An 18,374-nucleotide genomic window follows, 5' to 3' on the forward strand; every position below is an offset into this window, starting at 1 on the left:
ATCTTCTCCTTCAGGTGGTGGAAGCCGGCGCGCGGTGGGCCGCCGGGATGAGGGACAGCACGGTCGCGACCAGCGCGAACCCGGCCGCGCCGAGGAACGCGCTGGGGTACGCCGTGTCGTGGCCGGCGGTGGCCACGGCGATCAGGGCGGCCAGCCCGAGCGCGCCGCCGAGCTGGCGGGTGGCGTTGATCAGGCCGCTGACCAGGCCGGTCTCACCCGCGGTGGCCCCGGACACGGCCAGCGTGGTCGCGTACACGAAACCGAGCCCGAGGCCCGCGCCGATCAGCAGGAACGGGCCGAGCAGCGCGGTGGCGTAGTCGCTGCCCGCGCCGCTCTGGGCCAGCCAGAACAGCCCGGCGACCAGTGCGGTCAGCGCGCCGGCCAGCGCCGGCCGCAGCCCCACGGGCCTGGCCACCCATGGCGCGGAGAAGCCGCCCAGCGAGATCATGACGGCGATCGGCAACTGGCTCAGGCCGGCCGTGACCGGCGACATGTGCAGCACCTGCTGCTGGAACTGCGGCAGGAAGTAGAACAGGCCCACTGTCACCGCGCCGAGCAGCAGCATCATGGTGTTGGCGATGACCACGGGCGCCTGGCGGAAGACGCCGAGCGGGACGAGGGGCTGGGCGGAGCGCCGCTCGGCGATCACGAACGCGCCCAGCGCGGCGACGCCGACCGCGAGGCTCACGATGGTGCGTGCCGAGCCCCACCCGACCTCCGGGGCGGAGATCAGGCCGAGGGCCAGCGCCGACGTGCCCAACGTGATCGTGGCCGCGCCGGCCAGGTCGAACCGGCCCGGCCGGGCGGGGGAGGGCGGCATCGCCTTCCAGACCGCGGCGGCGGTCAGGGCCACGATGGGCACCGGCAGCCAGAAGATCGCCGGCCAGCCCAGGGACTGGGTCACCACGCCGCCGAGCGCGACCCCGAGCAGGGCGCCCGCGCCCGCGACCCCGCCCCACACGCCCAGCGCGCGGCGTCGCTCCTCGGCCCCGGAGTAGAGGCCGAGCATGAGGGACAGGGCCGCGGGTGTCAGCACCGCCGCCCCCACCCCCTGCACGATCCGGGCGGCGATCAGCATGGCACCGGTCGTGGCGAGGGCGCACACCAGGGACGCGAGCACGTACAGCGCGGCCCCGGACAGGAACACCCGCCGGCCGCCGAGCACGTCGGCGAGCCGCCCGCCGAGCAGCAGCAGCCCCGCGAAGGCGATCAGGTAGCCGTCCACCACCCACGACAGCTCGGTCGTGGTGAGGTTCAGTGCGGCGCGCATCGCGGGGGTGGCGAGGTTCACCATCGAGGCGTCGAGGATCACGACGCCCGCGGCCGTGGCCAGCCCGGCCATGGCCAGGCCCCGCGAGGCGGGCCGCGGGTCGTGCTGTGCCAGGGAGCCCGTGGTGCCCCGGGTAATGCGCATACCCTCTCCAGTCACTAGAGCATCTACTGGTAGAGAGTATGCAGTACTAAATAGATAACTTCAAGTAGTAGTTATAAGTTCTAACAAAACGGTCAGGTGTTCTCCAAGTGCTCCAGGATGTGCCGCAGGGAGGTGGCCAGGTCGCGGCGGCGTTCGCTGTCCAGCTTCTTCACCACGAACGCCTCCTGGCGGTTGAACTCCGGGAACAGGCCCAGCATCAGTCGCTCCCCGGTGGGGGTGAGCGCCAGCATCACCCGCCGCCCGTCCGTGGGATGCGGAAAACGCCGCAGGTGACGGTAGGACTCCAGGGTCTTGACCACGCCGGTGAGCGTGCCCTTGGAGATGCCCGCCTCGGCCGCGACGTGCCGGGGCTCGCTCTCGCCCCAGATCCACACCACCCACATCACCACGAACCCGGTCCAGGTCAGGCCGGTGTCCCGCAGGACGGTCTGCTCCAGGTGGTTGCGGATCGCCGACGAGGCGCGGTAGATGTTCGACACCGCCCACATGGCCTCGAAATCGACGTTCAGGCCGCCCAGTCGCTGGCCGATCGCCTCCTCGGTCTGACGCAAGGTGTGGTGTCCCGTCATAGCGCGGAAGTATAGTTTGGCACCTAACGATCGAATCTCGTGCGGTTCAGGTACGGGACCAAACGACCCGGCCGTCGAAGACGGTCAGCTCGACCGGCGCGACCACCACGTCCGCGACCTCCGTCGCGCCGCTCACGAACAGGTCGGCCGCCATGCCCTCCCCGAGCGTACCCTTCCAGGTCTCGGCGAAGTCCTGCCGCGCCCCGGCGGTCGTGTACGTCGCCAGCGCCTCATCCAGCGTGATCCCCTCCCCGTCCCGCGCGATCAGCGCCGAAACGCCCGCCCGCCAGTCCGGGCCGGTCACCGGGGCGTCGGAACTGCACGCGGTCAGCACGCCCGCGTCGATCGCCGACCTGGCCGGCCATTCCCGCTCGGCCGCCTCCGGCCCGAACATGTCCCGCGTCGTGCCGGACTCCAGGCGCTGGAGCACCGGCTGGAGGTTGATCCCGTAACCCAGCTCGCCCAGCGTGGCCAGGGCGGACCTGGACGCGTACTGCCCGTGGATCACGTAGTGCCTGGCGTCGTCCCTGGGGTGTTCGCGGGCGAGCGCCGCCAGCGCGTCCACCACCGCGTCGATGCTCCGGCTGCCCACCGCGTGCACGCCCACCTGGAACCCCGCCAGGTGGACCAGGCGCAGGATCTCGTCCAGCTCGGCCACCCGCTCGGAGTCCGTCGCGCCGTGCGTGCACAGCGAGCCGTGCCCGCCCGACGGGTACGCCTCCCGCATCCACGCCGTCTCCGACGGCGGAATCCCGTCGGCGAACACCTTCACGCCGAGCAGCCGGACCAGCCGCTCGTCCACCCCGTCCAGGTCCTTGGGCAGGTCGGCGAGGTAGGCCGCGGTGTCCGCGACGGACGCGCCGGACATCGGGCTGGGCAGCCCGAGCACGCTCACCCGCGCGGTCAGCTCGCCCGCCCGCGCCAGCTCCGCGTACGCCGGCAGCACCTCGGCCCCCATCCCGCCGGCGAACAGCTCCCCGCCGCCCGGTCCGAGCCCCGGCTCGGTGAAGCTGGTGATGCCGTACCCGTTCAGCTCGGCCAGCACCTCGCGCAGCACCCGGATCATGCCGCCCGCCGGAGCCGGCACCAGGCGCTGCACCAGCCCCTGGTCCCCATCGTGCAACAGCCCCTCGCCGCACACCCCGGCCAGTTCCAGCGCCCTGGAGTTGGCCCACGTCTCGTGGCCGGAGTAGTCCTGGAGCACCACGGGGTGGTGCGGGGCCACGTCGTCCAGGTCGCCCTTCGTCGGCAGGCGGCGTTCGGCCAGTTGACCCGGGTTCCAGCCGGTCCCGCGGATCCACTCGCCCGGCCCGGCCCGGCGTACCGCCTCGGCGACCCGCTCCCGCGCCTCGGCGATCGAGCCGACCGCGACGTCCAGGCAGAACGGCGGGCGGTGCAGGCCGTAGCCGCACGCGTGCAGGTGCGAGTCGTTGATGCCGGGCAGCACGACGCGGCCACGGAGGTCCACCACCTCCGTGCCGGTCCAGCCCGCGGCGTCGCCGACGTGCGCGATCGTCCCGCCCCGCACCGCCAGCCCGGTCGCGTACGGCCGCGCCGGGTCCATGGTGAGCACGCGCCCGTTGACGAAGAGCAGATCTGCCTGGTTCACGAGTCATCTCCCAGATATGCGCGCTTCAGCGCGGCATCGGACTCACGCAGCGGTGTGGGGTCGCCGCCGTAAGTGATCGTTCCGTGCGCGAGCACGTACGCCGTGTCGGCCAGGGCCAGCGCCGCGTGCGCGAACTGCTCCACCAGCAGCACCGCGCAACCCTCGTCGGCCAGTTTCCTGATCACCGGCAGCAGGCGGCGCACGACGCCGGGGGCCAGGCCCAGCGACATCTCGTCCAGCAGCAGCGCGACGGGGCCGGTCAGGATGGCCCTGGCCAGGACGAGCATCTGCTGCTCGCCGCCGGACAGCAGCCCGGCCCGCACGTCGAGCCGGCGTTCCAGCTCGGGGAACAGTTTCACGGCCAGCGCGGGATCGCCGACCAGCGCGATGTTCTCGCGGGTGGTGAGGGTGCCGAACACGGCACGACCCTGTTCGACGTGCGCCAGGCCGTACCGGGCCCGGCGGGTGCGCGGCCAGCCGGTGAGCACCCGGCCGCCCAGCTCGATCTCGCCCTTGACCGCCGGGACGACGCCCGAGATCGCTTCGAGCAGCGTCGTCTTGCCCGCGCCGTTCGGCCCGAGCAGGACGGTGACCCGGCCTTCGCCGGCGGTCAGCGTCACGTCCCTGACCACCGGCGGGCCGCCCCTGGCCACGCTGACGTCCCGCAGCTCAAGATTCATGGGTCGCCTCCTCCGGCTCCTCGCCCAGGTAGGCCCGCAGCACCCGGGGCTCGGCGAACACCTCGGCGGGCGGCCCTTCGGCGATCACCTCGCCGAAGTCGAGCACGGTCACGCCCGTGCAGGCCGCCCTGACCAGGTCCAGGTCGTGCTCGATGAGCAGCACCGCGGCCCCGTACCGCGCGGGCACCTGCGCGAGCCACGCGCCGAGCCGTTCGCTCTCGGCGTGCCCGAGCCCCGCGGCCGGTTCGTCGAGCACCGCGACGGCCGGGCGGGCCAGCAGCGTGCCGGCCACCTCCAGCAGCCGCCGGGTGCCCACGTCCAGCGCCGCGATCGGGTCGCCCGGCGCGACCGCGACCAGCCCGGCCAGCCCTTCGGCCAGCTCGGCGTCATCGAGCGGGCGGCGGGAGGCGAACCGCAGGTACTCGCGCACGGTGAGCCCCACCGGCACCCGGTCCTGCTGGAACGTCCGGCGCAGCCCGGCCCTGGCCCGCCGGTGCACCGACAGCCCGGCCACCTGAACGCCGCGGACCTCGACCGTGCCGCCCCCGGCGGGGACGAAGCCGCTGATCGCGTCCACCAGCGAGGACTTGCCCGCGCCGTTCGGCCCGACCAGGCCGTGGACGCCTCCGGCGGGCACGGTGAGCGCGACATCATCGACCGCGACGACCTGCCCGTACCGCACGCTCACCCCGGAGATCCGCAGGGCGTCCGGCCCGCTCGTGTCCGGGGGGCTTGTGACGGCGGGAGGTGCGGCGGGGGCGGGTGCCGCGGGAATACGGCGGCGCCGGCGCAGCAGCGCGCGCAGCCCGTCGCTGATGCCCGACCCCTGCGTCATGGCCTGTACCGCACCGACCGCGAACACCACGTTCGCCCACTGCTGCGGCACGCCGAACCGGCGCAGCAGCTCGGCCACCAGCACGCCGAGCGCGCCGCCGATCAGCGCCCCTTCGGCGTGGTGCGCCCCCGCCATGATCGCCACGGCGTACGCGACCAGCGACTGGCCGGGATCGAAGTTGCGCGACACCACCATCGCGAGCTGCCCGGCGAGCAGCGCGCCGGAAAGGCCCGCGATGAACGCGCTGACCGCGAAGGCGCTCAGCTTGGCCCCGGGCACGCTGGTCCCGGCCGCCGCGGTGGCCCGCTCGGACTCCCGCAGCGCCCGCCACGAGGCCCCGAGCCGGGTCCGCCGCACCACCGCCAGCGCCACGGCCACCAGCGCGAACACCCCGCAGCAGAACAGGAAGTACTGCCGTTCGGAGCCCAGCCCGGCGGGCCGGCCGACCACGATGCCCTGGCTCACCCCGGGGAAGGACCCGGCGGCCATCACGATGTCCACCGTGGCCGCGAAGCCGAGGGTGATGATCGCCAGGTGCACGCCGCGCAGGCGCAGCGCGGGCAGGCCGATCAGCAGGCCGAACGGCACGGCGGCCAGCCCCGCGAGGGGCAGCCACACGTACAGGCCGCCGGGCACGCCCCACACGTTGAGCTGGGCCGTCGTCCACGCGCCGATGGCGGCGAAGGCCATCTGGCACAGCGAGACCATCCCGGCCTGCCCGGCGACCACCCCGAGGCTCTGCAACAGCACGCCCGAGATCACCGCCGACATGGCGAGGAACACCCAGTAGGCCGGCAGCCCGGCGGCCAGCGCGTACGCGAGCACGGCGAGCCCGACGGCGACGCCGCCCCGGCGCAGCAGAACGACGTCAACGGGACGCATCCCACACCTCCCTGCGGCGGCTCCACACGAGGATGAGCAGGATGGCCGCGAACGGTACCACGTCCCGGTACTGCTGCACCGCCGCCGACCCCGCGAGCAGCCCTTCCACCAGCCCGAGCGCGATCCCGCCCGCCAGCGCCCCGTCCAGCCGGCGCAGCCCGCCGAGCAGGGCTGCCGCGCACGCGGGCACGATGAGCATGCTCAGCGAGAGGATGTCGCTGGTGCGCACCGGTGCGACCAGCAGCAGCACCAGCGCCGCCAGCGCCCCCGCGAGCGCCCACACGGTGATCGTGAGCGCGCGGGTGCCGATGCCGAGCAGTTCGGTGGTGACCGGCCGCTCGGCCATGGCCCGCAGCCGCAGCCCGAGCGGGGTGCGGGTGAGGACCAGCGACGTACCGACGCCGATCACCACGGCCAGCAGCAGGAGCACCACGGCCCCCTGGGTGACGACCACCCCGGCGAGCGTGGCGACCGGCCCGGCGGCCGGGTTCGGCAGCACCCGCGGCTCGTCGCCGAACGCGATGTAGGCGAGCGCGATGATGCCGATGAGCTGCGCGATCGACACCGCGGTACGCGTCTGCGGCCCGCTCTCGGCGAACCACCGCGTCATCACCAGGCCGCACCCGGCCGACACCAGCGCCCCGGCCGCCACCCCCGCGAGGGCCGCGGCCCAGTACGGCAGGCCGGTCGCGGTGAGCGCGGCCATCACGTACACGCCCGCCACGCCGGTGGCCGCGACGGCGAGGTTCACCGTCGCGGTCAGCCGGTACATGGCGGTGAGCAGCAGACCGAGGGCGGCGAACGTGCCGCCCGCGGCCAGTCCGGAGACCAGGCCCTGGAACATCAGCCGAGCGTCCCGGGGTACTTGACCCATTCGGACGTGACGACCTGCCACTTGCCGTCCTTGAGCTGCACGATCTTGCCGGCCCGGTTGGACAGGTGCTTGGCGGCCTGCCCGAACTCGTACGGCGTGCCGGTCATCGGCGTCTGGATCGGCTTGAGCGCCTTGAAGGCCGCCGCCACCGACTGCCGGGTGATCGGGCCCTTGATGGACTTCAGCGCGTCCACGAAGTACGTCGCCGCCAGGTAGCCGCCCTGCCCGAAGGAGGTGAGCGGCACGTTCTTGGCGGTCATCAGCTTCCGCCAGTCCGCGAGGGCGGGCGAATCGGCCTCCGTGAACGGCTCGAACTCGGCGTTGGCGTACATCCCGTCGCCGTCCGCGCCGAGCGCCTTGGCCACGGCGTCGGTGTAGGGGGCGGTGGTCATCAGCCAGTCGATGCCGGTGATGTTCTGCTGCTTGACGACCTTCATCCAGGAGATCGCCATCGGCTCGGTGCCGTTGTAGAGGACCGCCTGGCAGCCCTCCTTCCTGGCCCGCAGCACGAACGGCGTGGGGTCGGAGTCCGGCTTGACCGTGCGGTCGTCGAGGGTGAGCTTCTTGCCGGTCAGCGCGGTCCAGCTCGTGACGGCCCCGCCGTAGGCGTCGTTGGTGTTGCCGAGGATCGCCAGGAACATGCAGACCTTGTCCCGCTTGAGCACCTCGGAGGCGTAGTACAGGTTGATGGCCATGTTCAGGTAGGGCCCGGTGTTCACCGGGGAGATCGCCGGCGACTCGAAGCAGGTCGGGTCCACGCCGGTGCCCTGGATGGAGACGATGTTCGACTGCTGGTAGAAGGGGGCGTTCACGGCGCAGTCGAGCAGGCTGGCGGAGCCGACCAGCGCCACCACGCCCTGATTGGTGACCACGTCCCTGGCGGCCTGGGCGGCCGAGGCGGGGTCGCCCTTGTCGTCGGCGCTGACGTACTCGATCTTCTGGCCGTTGATGCCGCCCTGCTCGTTGACCCGGTCGAAGACCGCCTTGGCGGCGGCCGAGGAGTCCGGGAAGGTGACCGCCCCGCTCAGTGAGCTGACACCGCCCACCTTGATCGTTCCGGTGCCGCCGGCGGCGGCGCCGGGGGAGGCGGCCGGGGGCTCATCGGACAGGCCGCACCCGCCGGTGGCGAGCACGGCGGCGAACAGGACGGCGAATGCCCTTTTCGGGATCATGGGCGAGCCTCTCATCGAATTTGGGACGGATCGTAAGGTGCCAAACGATTCGTTTCAAGAGCTAGATCGGTAAAGATCGTTCGGGTATGAAGGCAAGATGGAGCAACCCCGAATGCAGCTCGTGCTGTCCGAGAACTGGACGATGACCTCCGCCCGCGACCTGACCACGCTGGTCCGGTGGGCGCGCGAGGCCGAGGACGCCGGGTTCGACTCGGTGATGATCAGTGAGCACATCGTGCTCGGACCGGACGCGGGCGCGCTCGGGCGGATGGCCAACCCGCGGGAGTACGCGCTGCCCGGCAACCAGGACCCCTTCACGCCCTGGCCGTACTCGCTGAGCCTGCTGGCCGCCATCGCGTCGGTCACCTCCCGGTTGCGCCTGTCGGCCACCGCGGTGCTCGCGCCGCTGCGGCACCCCCTCGCGCTCGCCCGCGAGCTGGGCACGCTCGACCTGCTCGCGCAGGGGCGGCTGATCGTGGTGCCCACGGTGAGCTGGAGCCGGGACGAGTACGCGGCGCTCGGCGTGCCGTTCGAGAAGCGCGGCAGGCTGCTGGACGAGCACCTGGAGATCTGGGAGCTGCTGTGGCGTGAATCGCCGGTGTCCTACCACGGGGAGTTCTACCGGTTCGACGAGGTGTACTTCGAGCCGAAGGCGTACCGGGAGAGCGGGCCGGTGCTGTGGTTCGGCGGCGCGGGGGCCAGCGCGCACCTGGTGCGCAGGCTGGCCCGGTGGGGGAGCGGGTTCAACCCGCTCGGCTACCCGCCGGAGGCGGACATGAAGGCGCTCGCCGAGGGGATGCGGGCGGCCGGGCGCGACTTCGCCGAACTGGAACTCGCCGGCGGCACCCGGGCGGTCTTCCCCGACGGCACGTCCTGCGCGCCGCTCGGGCCCGCGCTGGAGCACATTCCGGAGCGCATGGCCGAGGGTTACACGACGTTCTGCATCAAGCCCTCGCAGTTCATCGACGACCCTGACAAGGTGGGCGATTTCTGCCGCGAAGTGATCCGGCGCGTCACCGCGCTGGCGTCGTGAGGGCCGCCCCGCGCGGCCGGCCCCCGTCATCCGGCCGCGCAGGGTCGCCGCGTCGCGGCCACCGGCTAGGGCTTGAGCGCCTCCCTGACCAGGGCCGTGTCGGTGAACTGCTCGAAACGGGTGGCCACACCGTCCTTCATGTGCCAGACGTGGGTGAACCGCACCCTCATGTGCTTGCCGGTGGCCCGGTAGGTGCCGCTGTAGTGGCCGATCGCCACGATCACGTCACCGCCGTCCACGAACTCCTCGGGGTCGGCCTGGTAGCCCTCCCACTCGCCGCCCAGCTTGGCGAACACCTTCGACAGCACCTCGTCGGCCCCCACATAGGTGCCCCCGTAGGGGAAGCCGGCCATCTCGGTCCAGCGCGCGTCGGGGGCCAGCAGGGACACGATGCCGTTGACGTCGCCATTGGCCGAGGCCGCGTAGGACGCGCGTACGGCGTCGAGATTGTCACTCATGTGCGTCGCTCCTCAGACCGGCCGCTCGCCGGTCGGATAGATGATCTGACCCGGCGGTGGCGGGCGAGGGGTGATGGACCCGTGGCGGGCTCGTGGCGGGCGGGCCATGGCGGTCGCGGGCGCGAAAACGTCATGGCGGCTCCTTCTTCCACGAAGTCGTCTATGAAATCATATAGCTTCCTTCCGGAAAGGAGTAGGCGATGAGGCTCAAGGGTAAGGTCGCACTGGTCGCCGGGGCGGGTACGGGCATCGGCGCGGCCACCGCCCGCAGGTTCGTCGCCGAGGGCGCGAGCGTCGTGCTCACCGGGCGCAGGCCCGGTCCGCTGGCGGAGGTGGCGGCCGACCTGGGGGAGGCGGCCCTGGCTGTCCCCGCCGACATGGCCGACACCGCCCAGGCGCGCGAGGCCGTGCGGGCGGGCGTGGAGCGGTTCGGGTCCCTGGACGTGGTGATCGCCAACGCCGGGGGTCACGGGGGCAACGCGGTCGCCGACACCGACGACGAGGACTGGCGGCTCAGCATCGAGTCCAACCTGACGACCTGCTTCGTGACCTGCCGGGAGGCGCTGCCCGCGCTGCTGGAGTCCAAGGGGGCGATCGTCGTGGTGTCGTCGATCGCGGGGCTGACGGCCGGTCCGGCCGTCGCTGGATATGTCACGACAAAGCATGCGCTGGTGGGCCTGACCCGCTCGATCGCCCGTGACTACGGCCCCCGGGGCGTACGGATCAACTGCCTGTGCCCCGGCTGGGTGCGCACCCCGATGGCCGACGAGCAGATGGACGAACTGGTCGAACGGGACGGCATCACCAGGGACCAGGCGTACGCGCTGGTCACCAAGGACGTGCCGCTGCGCCGCCCGGCCACCGCCGAGGAGATCGCCGCGATCTGCCTGTTCCTCGCCTCGCCGGAGAGCGCCATCATGACCGGAAGCGTGGTCGTCGCCGACGGCGGCGCCACCGCCGTGGACCTGCCCACCCTCGCGTTCGGCTGAGGTCCGCGTGATGGAGACCTTCGACGTCATCGTGGTCGGCGCGGGATCGGCCGGGGCCGCCGTGGCCGGCCGGCTCGCCGGCGACGGCATGCGCGTACTGCTGCTCGAAGCGGGCGGTCCCGACACCGACCCCGACATCCGCGACCCCGGCGGGGTGTTCCGGCTGTGGGGCGGGCCCGACGACTACAACTACTTCACCGCGCCGCAGCGCCACCTCGGCGGGCGGCGGCTGCACTGGCCGCGCGGGAAGGTGCTGGGCGGCTCCTCCTCGCTCAACGGCATGATCTTCGTCAGGGGGGCGGCGGCCGACTTCGACGGCTGGGGGCCCGGCTGGTCGTACGCCGAGGTGCTCCCGTACTTCAAGCGGCTGGAGGACTTCGACCGCGGCGCCGACGACTACCGCGGGGCGGGCGGCCCGGTACGGGTGATCTCCGACTACACGCCGCACCCGGTCAACGCGGCGATCGTGGCCGCGGCCGTCGAGCAGGGCATCCCGTTCAACTCCGACTGCAACGGCGAGCGGATCGACGGCGCCGGGTTCTGCCAGCTCACCATCAAGGACGGCCACCGGCACAGCACCGCCACCGCCTACCTGGGCGAGCGGCCGACACTGGAGATCCGCACCCGGGCCCGCGCGCGCAGGCTGCTGATGCGCGGCAGGCGGTGCGTCGGCGTCGAGTACACCAAGGACGGCACGCCGCACCGCGTCGGCGCCGAACACCAGGTCGTGGTCAGCGCCGGGACCCTCGAATCGCCCCGGCTGCTCATGCTCTCCGGGCTCGGCGACCCCGCCGCGCTGCGCCGGCACGACATCCCCGTCGCGGAGAAGCTGCCCGAGGTCGGGCGGAACCTGCACGACCACGCCCTCGTCCCGGTGATCGTGGCCGCCCGCCGTCCGGTGCCGCCCGCGCTGCCCGGCCTCCAGGCCATGCACAGCCAGTTGTTCTGGCGCAGCCGCCCCGGGCTGCCCGCCCCCGACGTGCAGCCGCTGTTCTTCCACGTCCCGCTGTACGACGAGGAGATGACCGGCCCCGCGGACGCCTTCACGCTCATGGCCGGGATCGTGCGGCCGGAAAGCCGCGGGCACCTCGCGCTGACCTCGGCCGACCCGGACGCGCCGCTGCACATTGATCCCGGCTACCTTCAGGCCGCGGCCGACCGCACCTGCATGCGGGCGGCCGTCGAGCTGTGCCGGGAACTGGCCCGCGCCGACGCGCTGAAGGAGTGGGCGGGCGGCGAACTCTACCCGGGTGACCGCGACGTGTCAGAGCACATCGCGCGGACCCTGGTCACCTACCACCACCAGGCCGGGACCTGTGCCATGGGGACGGTCGTGGACCATCGGCTCAGGGTGTTCGGCATCGAGGGGCTGCGGGTGGCCGACGTCTCGATCATGCCCACCGTCACCTCGGGGAACACCAACGCGCCCGCCATCATGATCGGGGAAAGGTGCGCCGACCTGGTACGTGAGGACCTTTAACGGCGGTGTCGTGCGGCCAATCGGCAGGACATGCCCTCGGGGATCAGCGTCGGGCCGAACAGCGGGCGGACCCGGTCCAGGCCGGGGGCGTCGAGGTCGTGGCCGGTGGCCAGGTGCGCCGCGGTGAGCAGCAGGATCGCCATGCCCAGGTGCGTACCGAGGCAGCCGCGCGGCCCGGCGGCGAAGGGCAGGTACGCGCCCGGCGCGTGCGGCGGGTCGTCGCCCAGCCACCGGGCCGGGTCGAACCGCTCGGGCTCCTTCCAGTGACGCTCGTCGTGGTGCAGCAGGTACGGGCTGAACATGATGGCCGTGCCCCGCGGGACCGTCCATCTGCCGAGCGTGACATCGGTGACGGCGTCGCGGCCGAGCAGCCAGGCGGGCGGATGGAAGCGCAGCACCTCCTGCACGAACGCCTGCGTGTACGGCAGCGCGCGTTCCGGCCGGGCCGCGACCTCCTCCGCCGGGGCGGCGGCCACCTCGGCGCGTATCCGGTCGAACAGGCCGGGGTGGGTGGCCAGGTGATACAGCAGCCAGCTCCAGGCCCCGCCCATGGTGCCGATCGCGCCCAGCACGGTGATGCCCAGCGCGGCCTGCGCGACGTCGGTGGGCACCGGCTCGTCCCTGGTGAGGAGGTGTTCGAGCAGCGTGACCGGCTCGCCCCCGGACGCCGGGCGGCCTTCGGCCAGCAGCGGCGCGATGTGGTCCCGGATGCTCTGGTCGGCGCGCTGGACGCGGCGGCGCAGCCGGCTGGGCCACCAGCTCGGGATGCGGATGGCCGCCTCACCGGCCTTGCGGCCCTCGGCGAACGCCGTCAGCAGCGCGTCGGCCAGCCCCGGCGGCGGGTCGGGGAAGTACAGCGGCAGCATGGTGTTCACGCAGACCCGCCAGGCCCGCTCGGCCGGGTCGAACCAGCCGCCCTCCAGCGCGCGCAGCTCGCCCGCGAGCGCCGCGCTCACCAGGGGCAGCAGCTCGGGCAGCGCGGCGGGCCGCAGCACCGGCAGCGCCGCCTGGCGGGTGCGCATCCACTGCCGGGTCTGCTCCGGCGTGGGGAACCTGCCGCCGTGCAGCGGGTTGGCGTTCGGTACGCAGTCCCGGTTGGTGTGGACCAGCACCTTGGTGATCTCGGCCGGGTCGGTGACCACCACCACGTCGGTGTCGAACCGGAACACATCGCCGTACCTGCGCCGGCAGTCCTCCAGAAACCCTGCCGGGCGGGATTCGTACTCGTCGAGATGGCGGCCGAAAACGCCATTGCGCGGCCCGGGGATCGCTTCGGCCGTACGTTTTGACATCGTGCCCCTTCGCCGCCGTTGGGAAAAGGCGGTGCCGGCCTTTAGGGGACCCGCCGGCACCGCCGGGTGCAGTGTGCTGCTAGCGAAGTCGGTAGATCGGGTAACGACCCTTCATCTGCCCGCGGTGCAGGCGCAATGCACGCTTGATCAGCTTCGCCATGCTTCCCACCTTCTCTCCTTGACGCGACTATGCCCAGACGTTCACACATTTTGGTAAACAAAGCAATGGGCGATGGGAGACGAGCCGATCCGGGGGCGGTGGCCTTTTTCGGAAAGCGGTATCAGGTGTATCGGGTGTATCGGGAAATCGTTGATACCGGCCGCCCGAAAATCGCCCTGGTCATCCGGTGGCGGGCGGGCGGAAGCCGTCGAGGGTGAAACGGATCAGGCGGTCGCTCTGGTCGTCGCCCGCCGTCTCGCGGGTCCAGGCGGCGGCGCCCATCAAGGCGGTAAGGTCGTCCGCGCGGACCTCGGGGCGCAGCAGACCGGCGGTGCGCGCGGCGGCGGTGACGCGCTCGGTAAGGCCGGCCATCCGCTCGCAGGACTCGTGGAGTTCGGACGCCTCGTCGTCGAAACCGGCCGCCAGTACGGCGGCCAGCCCGCGGTAGGTGGCGGCGTTGCGTACGCACTCGCGTACCCAGGCGGGCAGCGCCTCGGCCGGATCGTACCGGTCGAGCAGGTCCTCGCCCAGCGCGAACAGCGCCTCGTGGCGCTCGCGCAGCAGGGCGGCGATCAGCGCCCGGCGGGTGCCGAAGTGGGCGTACACCGTGCCGATGGCCACCCCGGCGGCACGGGCGATCTGCCCGAGCGAGGCGTCCACGCCATGTTCGCGGAACGCCTCGTCGGCGACGGCGAGCAGCCGTTCGACGTTGCGCCGCGCGTCGGCGCGCGGGCGGCGATGCCGCTTCGTGGTGTCGGTCATGCGTACGTCCGTCCCCGGAGTAACTTGAGTGGCCCTCGACTTACTTGTACTGTCTCCGCAGGGCCCTCAATCTACTGTTCCTGGACGAAAGGAGGATCGACCATGATCCTTGTCACCGGCGCGACCGGTTCCATCGGCCGGTACCTGGTGCGCGAACTGCTTGAGCGGGACCTGCCCGTGCGGGCCTTCGTCAGAGACGCGGCCAAGGGCCGGGCGCTCGGCTGTGAGTTCGTGCTCGGCGACTTCGACGATCCGTCGTCGCTGGCCGCCGCGCTGAAGGGCGTCGATCGCGTGTTCCTCAACGGCAGCGGCGTGGTTCCCGCGGATGGCGAGCAGCCCATGGTGCGTCAGCAGCGGACCGCCATCGACCTCGCGCGCGAGGCGGGCGTGTCGCAGGTGGTCAAGCTGTCGGTGTGGCAGCCGAGGCCCGGCGGCAAGCTCTCCGTGGGCGCGCACTGGGCCATCGAACAGCACCTCAAGGAGTCGGGCCCGCCCTGGACGATCCTGCAGCCCAACGCCTTCATGCAGAACTTCCTCACCGGCCAGGCCGCCTTCACCATGGACGGCGACCTGCACGGGGCCTACGGCGACGGCCGCATGTCCTACATCGACTGCGCGGACATCGCGGCCTGCGCCGCACGCCTGCTGGCGGACGGCGGCGGGATCGGCGAGACGTACGCGCTCACCGGCCCCGAAGCGCTCGACCACCACACCATCGCCGCCAGGCTCTCCCGCACGATCGGCAGAACGGTCCGCTACCAGGACCATTCACCGGAGGAGTTCGCGTCCATCCTGACGGCGCAGGGCGTCCCCGCATGGTTCGCCTCCGACGCCGCCGCCCTGTACGCCGAAACGGCCGCCGGCCACCTCGCCGCCACCACCCCAGCGGTCCACGCCCTGACCGGCCGCCCCCCACGCACCTTCGACGATTTCCTGACCGCCAACCAGGACCACCTCCGCGCAGCCCCGCATTTGGGCCGCTGACAGCCGCGGCAGGCCAATCGCCCGCTCGGCGCACGAGTGTGCCGACATGGGTCGCCTTGGACGACTTTCTGACCGCGAACCGGAACCGGCTGCACGCGGCCACCCACCTGGGCCGCTGACGGCCGCGGCAGGCCAATCGCCCGCTCGGCGCGTACGAGTGTGCCGACATCGGGCCGCCCCCGGACCGGTCGGACGTGGACCCCTCGGCGTCTCCGCACCGTCGTACCCCCTATCCGATCGGCGGTGAGCCGATCGTCCGCTCGGTGGGTGCGGTTCCTGGCGTCTTCGCACCGTCGTACCGTCCATCCGCCGGGGCGGGGGAGGTCAGTGGGCGGCGGCGGCGGGGGCGCGGGTGCGCAGCAGGTCGGCGACATCGGTCAGGGCCAGCTGGATCCGGCCGTGGACGCGGGGATTGAGCAGGATGGTCCCGTCGAAGTCGGCGGCGGCGGCGAAGATCGCGACCGGCACGGTCAACGCCTGGAAGAAGCCGAACAGCGGGCGCAGGGCGTGCTCAAGGACGAGCGCGTGGTGCTCGCCGCCGCCCGTGGCGGCGAGCAGGACGAGCCGGCCGGCCAGCGCGTACTGGTCCACCAGGTCGAAGAAGTGCTTGAACATCCCCGGGTACGACCCCCGGAACACCGGGATCGCCGCGATCAGTAGGTCGGCGTTCTCGGCCAGCTTGAGTGCGGCCTCGACGTCGGGAGAGACCTGCTCGCGCTCGACCACCCCGGTGAACTCCGGGCCGAGTTCGTAGACGTCGATCCGGGACGTCTGGATCGGCATCATCTCCGCGAGCGTCGCCAGAATGACATCGACGAGGCCCATCGTCTTGGAGGGTCGGTTCGGGCTGCCATTGACCACCACGACGCGCAGCGCCGGACCGGCCGCCGGGGTGGCGGTCATGCTGGGGATGACCTCGATGAGGCCCGCCGTGTCGGAGGGTCGGTTCGGGCTGCCGTTGACGACCATGGCGCGCAGCGCCGGACCGGCCGCCGGGGTGGCGGTCATGCCGTCCGCCCTGCGAGGGTGGCGGTCTCCCGGCGTACGACGGGCGCGACCTCGGTGCCCAGCCGCTCGATCGCCGCCAGGTGCTCCTTCTGCGGCATCCCGCCGAAACCCATCTGGATGAGGGCGCGGCTGACGCCGTACAGCTCGTGGTAGGTGAGCAGCTTGTCGATGACCTCCTGCGGGCTGCCCGCCAGCAGGCCGGAGCCCGGCGACACCTGAGCGTCGAAGGCCGGGCGGGAGAGCGGGAAGCCCTGGCCGCGCTGGTGGTTGTTCTCCATCATTCCTTTCGCGAAATAGGGGTACATGGTCTCCCGGGCCTCCTGGCTGGTGCGCCCGACGTACCCGTGGGTGTTGATGCTGATCGGCAGCGTGGCCGGATCGTGCCCGGCCTCCGCGGCGGCGGCGTGGTACAGCTCGACGGTCTGCTCGTGATAGGTCACCGGCCCGAGCAGCAGGGCCAGCGCCATCGGCAGGCCGAGCCGGCCGGTGCTGACCGCCGACGCGGGCGAGCCGCCGACCCCCACCCAGATCGGGATGGTGTCGCCGTCGGCGCGGGGCGCGATGTCGGCGTCGTGCAGCGGCGGGCGGAAGCGCCCGGACCAGGTGAGCGGGTTGCGCTCGCGGATCTTGAGCAACAGGTCCAGCTTCTCGCGGAACAGGTCCGCGTAGTCCCGCAGGTCGTACCCGAACAGCGGGAAGGACTCGGTGTAGGAGCCGCGGCCCGCGATGATCTCGGCCCGGCCCGCCGACAGCAGATCGATCGTGGCGAACTGCTCCCAGACGCGTACCGGGTCCTCCGAACCGAGCACGGTGACCGAACTCGTCAGCCGGATGTGCTCGGTCGCCTCCGCCGCGGCGGCCAGCAGGATCGCCGGCGCGGACCCGACGAAGTCGGTGCGGTGATGCTCACCGACGCCGAACACGTCCAGGCCCACCTGGTCGGCGACCCGCGCCTGCTCGATCGTCTCCCGCACCCGCTGCCGCGGCGAGGGCATCCGCCCGGTGACGGGATCTTCCGTCACCTCGCCGAACGTCATGATCCCGATCTCGAATGTCATCTGCCCGTTCCTCTCTGCGCGGCCGGGGCGATCCCGCGGCACAGGAGTATTAAGTTATCTGCGCAGACAACTATTCCCGCCGAGTCGAGCGGGTGCGACGGCGCAGGGCATTCGGATGCTTACCGCCCGGCACCAGGGCATATCGTTTGACGAGGTCACCGGCGCGCGGCCCATTGCCCGGCACCAGGGCGTGTCCTTCACCCTGGCCGAGGGCGAGATCCGGCTGGAGCCCGCCCGTCTGCGGATCTGCCGCAGCCTCGCGCTGCGTGCGGGCGCGAGCCGTCCATGTGTGGGGGCCCGGCTTGGCGCGGTTCGGCTTAACGCGGCTCGGCCTGGGTCGGTTCGGGCGCGAGCCGGTCCCAGATGCCGGCGAGGGCGCGCAGGTCGTCGTCGTCGAGCCGGTCGAAGAAGAGCCTGTGCAGGTCCTGGTACTGCTGACGCCACGCCTTGCGCAATAGGGCGCGTCCCTCGGTGGTCAGCGTCACATCGAAGCCGCGCCCATCGGCGGCCGATCGCCGCCGCTCGATGAGCCCACGCTGTTCCAGGCGGTCGGCGAGCCGGGTGAACCCGCCGGTGGACATCAGCCGGCGCTCGGCCAGGTCGGACATCCGCATGCCCTTCTCGCCGGCCTCGCCGAGAAGGGAGAGCACGCTGTACTCGGCCATGCTCACGTTCAGGGGCGCGAGCCCTGCCTCGATCGAGCGCCAGATCCTGTCATGGGTCAACAGGAAGCCTCGCCAGGCATCGTCCTCTAGGGGCCGCAACCTCTCAGTCGCCATGACGGCACTGTAGTAGGGAACGGCCGGGCGCTTGCGCGCCGTACCGTTGCCTGCGCAGGCAAGTAGTAGCTGGCCGCCAGCCGGTGAAGCCCATCTCAACGCCGCCTCTGGCGCTGGCCATGGCAGCCCCGGAAGGGGACGCGGGTTTCCACTTACGGCAAGCCCAGGTGCCTGCCGCCCGCCGTACTCAGTCACGCCCTCGTGCCCGGCCTTTCACATGTGCCATGGCCCCTCACCATTCCAGCACCAGCCAAAGCACTCCCGTCCACCCCACCCACCGCTCGCCCCTCTCCCGCCGTCCCCCATCGCCCCTCC

17 protein-coding genes are annotated in these 18,374 nt (G+C 72.1%); 4 read left to right on the forward strand and 13 right to left on the reverse strand.

What is annotated here, in order from left to right:
• Nucleotides 1-10 precede the first annotated feature (10 nt).
• From ACH34R_RS39395 to ACH34R_RS39425, 7 genes are all read right to left on the reverse strand, one after another.
• Nucleotides 11-1,414: an MFS transporter gene (locus ACH34R_RS39395; RefSeq protein ID WP_397566698.1), complete on the reverse strand. Its 1,404-nt coding sequence runs from the start codon at nucleotides 1,412-1,414 to the stop codon at nucleotides 11-13.
• Between the two features lie 92 nt (nucleotides 1,415-1,506).
• Nucleotides 1,507-2,004, reverse strand: coding sequence for a MarR family winged helix-turn-helix transcriptional regulator (locus ACH34R_RS39400; protein WP_111166595.1), 498 nt, complete (start codon nucleotides 2,002-2,004; stop codon nucleotides 1,507-1,509).
• Nucleotides 2,005-2,050: 46 nt separating this feature from the next.
• Complete coding sequence (locus ACH34R_RS39405; RefSeq protein ID WP_397566700.1) at nucleotides 2,051-3,613, reverse strand: amidohydrolase; 1,563 nt, start codon at nucleotides 3,611-3,613, stop codon at nucleotides 2,051-2,053.
• Nucleotides 3,610-4,293, reverse strand: coding sequence for an ABC transporter ATP-binding protein (locus ACH34R_RS39410; RefSeq protein ID WP_397566701.1), 684 nt, complete (start codon nucleotides 4,291-4,293; stop codon nucleotides 3,610-3,612). Before ACH34R_RS39410 ends, ACH34R_RS39405 begins: the two co-directional genes overlap by 4 nt.
• A complete protein-coding gene (locus tag ACH34R_RS39415; protein WP_397566702.1) occupies nucleotides 4,283-6,010 on the reverse strand; it encodes an ATP-binding cassette domain-containing protein in 1,728 nt (575 codons plus the stop codon). Before ACH34R_RS39415 ends, ACH34R_RS39410 begins: the two co-directional genes overlap by 11 nt.
• The gene (locus ACH34R_RS39420; RefSeq protein ID WP_158558321.1) at nucleotides 5,997-6,854 is read right to left on the reverse strand and encodes a branched-chain amino acid ABC transporter permease; all 858 of its coding nucleotides are present in this window, start codon (nucleotides 6,852-6,854) and stop codon (nucleotides 5,997-5,999) included. Before ACH34R_RS39420 ends, ACH34R_RS39415 begins: the two co-directional genes overlap by 14 nt.
• Nucleotides 6,854-8,056, reverse strand: a complete 1,203-nt coding sequence (locus ACH34R_RS39425; protein ID WP_397566704.1) for an ABC transporter substrate-binding protein — start codon at nucleotides 8,054-8,056, stop codon at nucleotides 6,854-6,856. The genes ACH34R_RS39420 and ACH34R_RS39425 overlap by 1 nt, the downstream gene beginning before the upstream one ends.
• Nucleotides 8,057-8,153: 97 nt before the next feature.
• Between ACH34R_RS39425 and ACH34R_RS39430 the strand changes: the two genes are divergently transcribed.
• Nucleotides 8,154-9,089, forward strand: coding sequence for a TIGR03619 family F420-dependent LLM class oxidoreductase (locus ACH34R_RS39430; RefSeq protein ID WP_397566705.1), 936 nt, complete (start codon nucleotides 8,154-8,156; stop codon nucleotides 9,087-9,089).
• A 65-nt stretch (nucleotides 9,090-9,154) separates the two neighbouring features.
• Here ACH34R_RS39430 and ACH34R_RS39435 read toward each other — a convergent pair whose 3' ends face one another.
• The gene (locus tag ACH34R_RS39435; protein WP_397566706.1) at nucleotides 9,155-9,547 is read right to left on the reverse strand and encodes a nuclear transport factor 2 family protein; all 393 of its coding nucleotides are present in this window, start codon (nucleotides 9,545-9,547) and stop codon (nucleotides 9,155-9,157) included.
• A gap of 200 nt (nucleotides 9,548-9,747) precedes the next feature.
• Between ACH34R_RS39435 and ACH34R_RS39440 the strand changes: the two genes are divergently transcribed.
• Both ACH34R_RS39440 and ACH34R_RS39445 read left to right on the forward strand, forming a co-directional pair.
• Nucleotides 9,748-10,536, forward strand: coding sequence for an SDR family NAD(P)-dependent oxidoreductase (locus tag ACH34R_RS39440; protein WP_397566707.1), 789 nt, complete (start codon nucleotides 9,748-9,750; stop codon nucleotides 10,534-10,536).
• Nucleotides 10,537-10,546: 10 nt separating this feature from the next.
• Nucleotides 10,547-12,016: a GMC family oxidoreductase gene (locus tag ACH34R_RS39445; RefSeq protein ID WP_397566709.1), complete on the forward strand. Its 1,470-nt coding sequence runs from the start codon at nucleotides 10,547-10,549 to the stop codon at nucleotides 12,014-12,016.
• Here the strand turns inward: ACH34R_RS39445 and ACH34R_RS39450 are convergent.
• Nucleotides 12,013-13,308 (reverse strand): cytochrome P450, encoded by a 1,296-nt coding sequence (locus tag ACH34R_RS39450; protein WP_397566710.1) that lies wholly within the window; start codon nucleotides 13,306-13,308, stop codon nucleotides 12,013-12,015. The two genes, ACH34R_RS39445 and ACH34R_RS39450, sit on opposite strands and share 4 nt — an antisense overlap.
• Before the next feature lie 340 nt (nucleotides 13,309-13,648).
• A complete protein-coding gene (locus tag ACH34R_RS39455; protein WP_397566711.1) occupies nucleotides 13,649-14,230 on the reverse strand; it encodes a TetR/AcrR family transcriptional regulator in 582 nt (193 codons plus the stop codon).
• 102 nt (nucleotides 14,231-14,332) lie between these two features.
• On the opposite strand from ACH34R_RS39455, the gene ACH34R_RS39460 reads away from it, so the two are divergent.
• Nucleotides 14,333-15,214 carry an SDR family oxidoreductase gene (locus ACH34R_RS39460; RefSeq protein ID WP_397566712.1) on the forward strand — a complete coding sequence of 294 codons (882 nt, stop codon included), beginning with the start codon at nucleotides 14,333-14,335 and terminating at the stop codon, nucleotides 15,212-15,214.
• 324 nt (nucleotides 15,215-15,538) lie between these two features.
• On the opposite strand, the gene ACH34R_RS39465 is transcribed toward ACH34R_RS39460, so the two are convergent.
• The 3 genes from ACH34R_RS39465 to ACH34R_RS39475 form a co-directional block, all read right to left on the reverse strand.
• Nucleotides 15,539-16,222 (reverse strand): NAD(P)H-dependent oxidoreductase, encoded by a 684-nt coding sequence (locus ACH34R_RS39465; protein WP_397566713.1) that lies wholly within the window; start codon nucleotides 16,220-16,222, stop codon nucleotides 15,539-15,541.
• Nucleotides 16,219-17,280, reverse strand: coding sequence for an LLM class flavin-dependent oxidoreductase (locus tag ACH34R_RS39470; RefSeq protein ID WP_397566714.1), 1,062 nt, complete (start codon nucleotides 17,278-17,280; stop codon nucleotides 16,219-16,221). The genes ACH34R_RS39465 and ACH34R_RS39470 overlap by 4 nt, the downstream gene beginning before the upstream one ends.
• A 317-nt stretch (nucleotides 17,281-17,597) precedes the next feature.
• Entirely contained in the window at nucleotides 17,598-18,005 is a 408-nt protein-coding gene (locus ACH34R_RS39475; RefSeq protein WP_397566715.1) for a MarR family winged helix-turn-helix transcriptional regulator, read from the reverse strand.
• Between the last annotated feature and the right edge of the window lie 369 nt (nucleotides 18,006-18,374).

The sequence above is a fragment of the Spongiactinospora sp. 9N601 genome (assembly GCF_044326295.1).
Classification (GTDB): Bacteria; Actinomycetota; Actinomycetes; order Streptosporangiales; family Streptosporangiaceae; genus Spongiactinospora; species Spongiactinospora gelatinilytica.

What these genes read in the sequence shown, in the direction of transcription:
- ACH34R_RS39395 (WP_397566698.1), bottom strand. Translation starts at nt 1,414, where the DNA reads ATGCGCATTACCCGGGGCACCACGGGCTCCCTGGCACAGCACGACCCG.
- ACH34R_RS39400 (WP_111166595.1), bottom strand. Translation starts at nt 2,004, where the DNA reads ATGACGGGACACCACACCTTGCGTCAGACCGAGGAGGCGATCGGCCAG.
- ACH34R_RS39410 (WP_397566701.1), bottom strand. Translation starts at nt 4,293, where the DNA reads ATGAATCTTGAGCTGCGGGACGTCAGCGTGGCCAGGGGCGGCCCGCCG.
- ACH34R_RS39415 (WP_397566702.1), bottom strand. Translation starts at nt 6,010, where the DNA reads ATGCGTCCCGTTGACGTCGTTCTGCTGCGCCGGGGCGGCGTCGCCGTC.
- ACH34R_RS39420 (WP_158558321.1), bottom strand. Translation starts at nt 6,854, where the DNA reads ATGTTCCAGGGCCTGGTCTCCGGACTGGCCGCGGGCGGCACGTTCGCC.
- ACH34R_RS39425 (WP_397566704.1), bottom strand. Translation starts at nt 8,056, where the DNA reads ATGATCCCGAAAAGGGCATTCGCCGTCCTGTTCGCCGCCGTGCTCGCC.
- ACH34R_RS39430 (WP_397566705.1), top strand. Translation starts at nt 8,154, where the DNA reads ATGGAGCAACCCCGAATGCAGCTCGTGCTGTCCGAGAACTGGACGATG.
- ACH34R_RS39435 (WP_397566706.1), bottom strand. Translation starts at nt 9,547, where the DNA reads ATGAGTGACAATCTCGACGCCGTACGCGCGTCCTACGCGGCCTCGGCC.
- ACH34R_RS39440 (WP_397566707.1), top strand. Translation starts at nt 9,748, where the DNA reads ATGAGGCTCAAGGGTAAGGTCGCACTGGTCGCCGGGGCGGGTACGGGC.
- ACH34R_RS39445 (WP_397566709.1), top strand. Translation starts at nt 10,547, where the DNA reads ATGGAGACCTTCGACGTCATCGTGGTCGGCGCGGGATCGGCCGGGGCC.
- ACH34R_RS39450 (WP_397566710.1), bottom strand. Translation starts at nt 13,308, where the DNA reads ATGTCAAAACGTACGGCCGAAGCGATCCCCGGGCCGCGCAATGGCGTT.
- ACH34R_RS39455 (WP_397566711.1), bottom strand. Translation starts at nt 14,230, where the DNA reads ATGACCGACACCACGAAGCGGCATCGCCGCCCGCGCGCCGACGCGCGG.
- ACH34R_RS39460 (WP_397566712.1), top strand. Translation starts at nt 14,333, where the DNA reads ATGATCCTTGTCACCGGCGCGACCGGTTCCATCGGCCGGTACCTGGTG.
- ACH34R_RS39465 (WP_397566713.1), bottom strand. Translation starts at nt 16,222, where the DNA reads ATGACCGCCACCCCGGCGGCCGGTCCGGCGCTGCGCGCCATGGTCGTC.
- ACH34R_RS39470 (WP_397566714.1), bottom strand. Translation starts at nt 17,280, where the DNA reads ATGACATTCGAGATCGGGATCATGACGTTCGGCGAGGTGACGGAAGAT.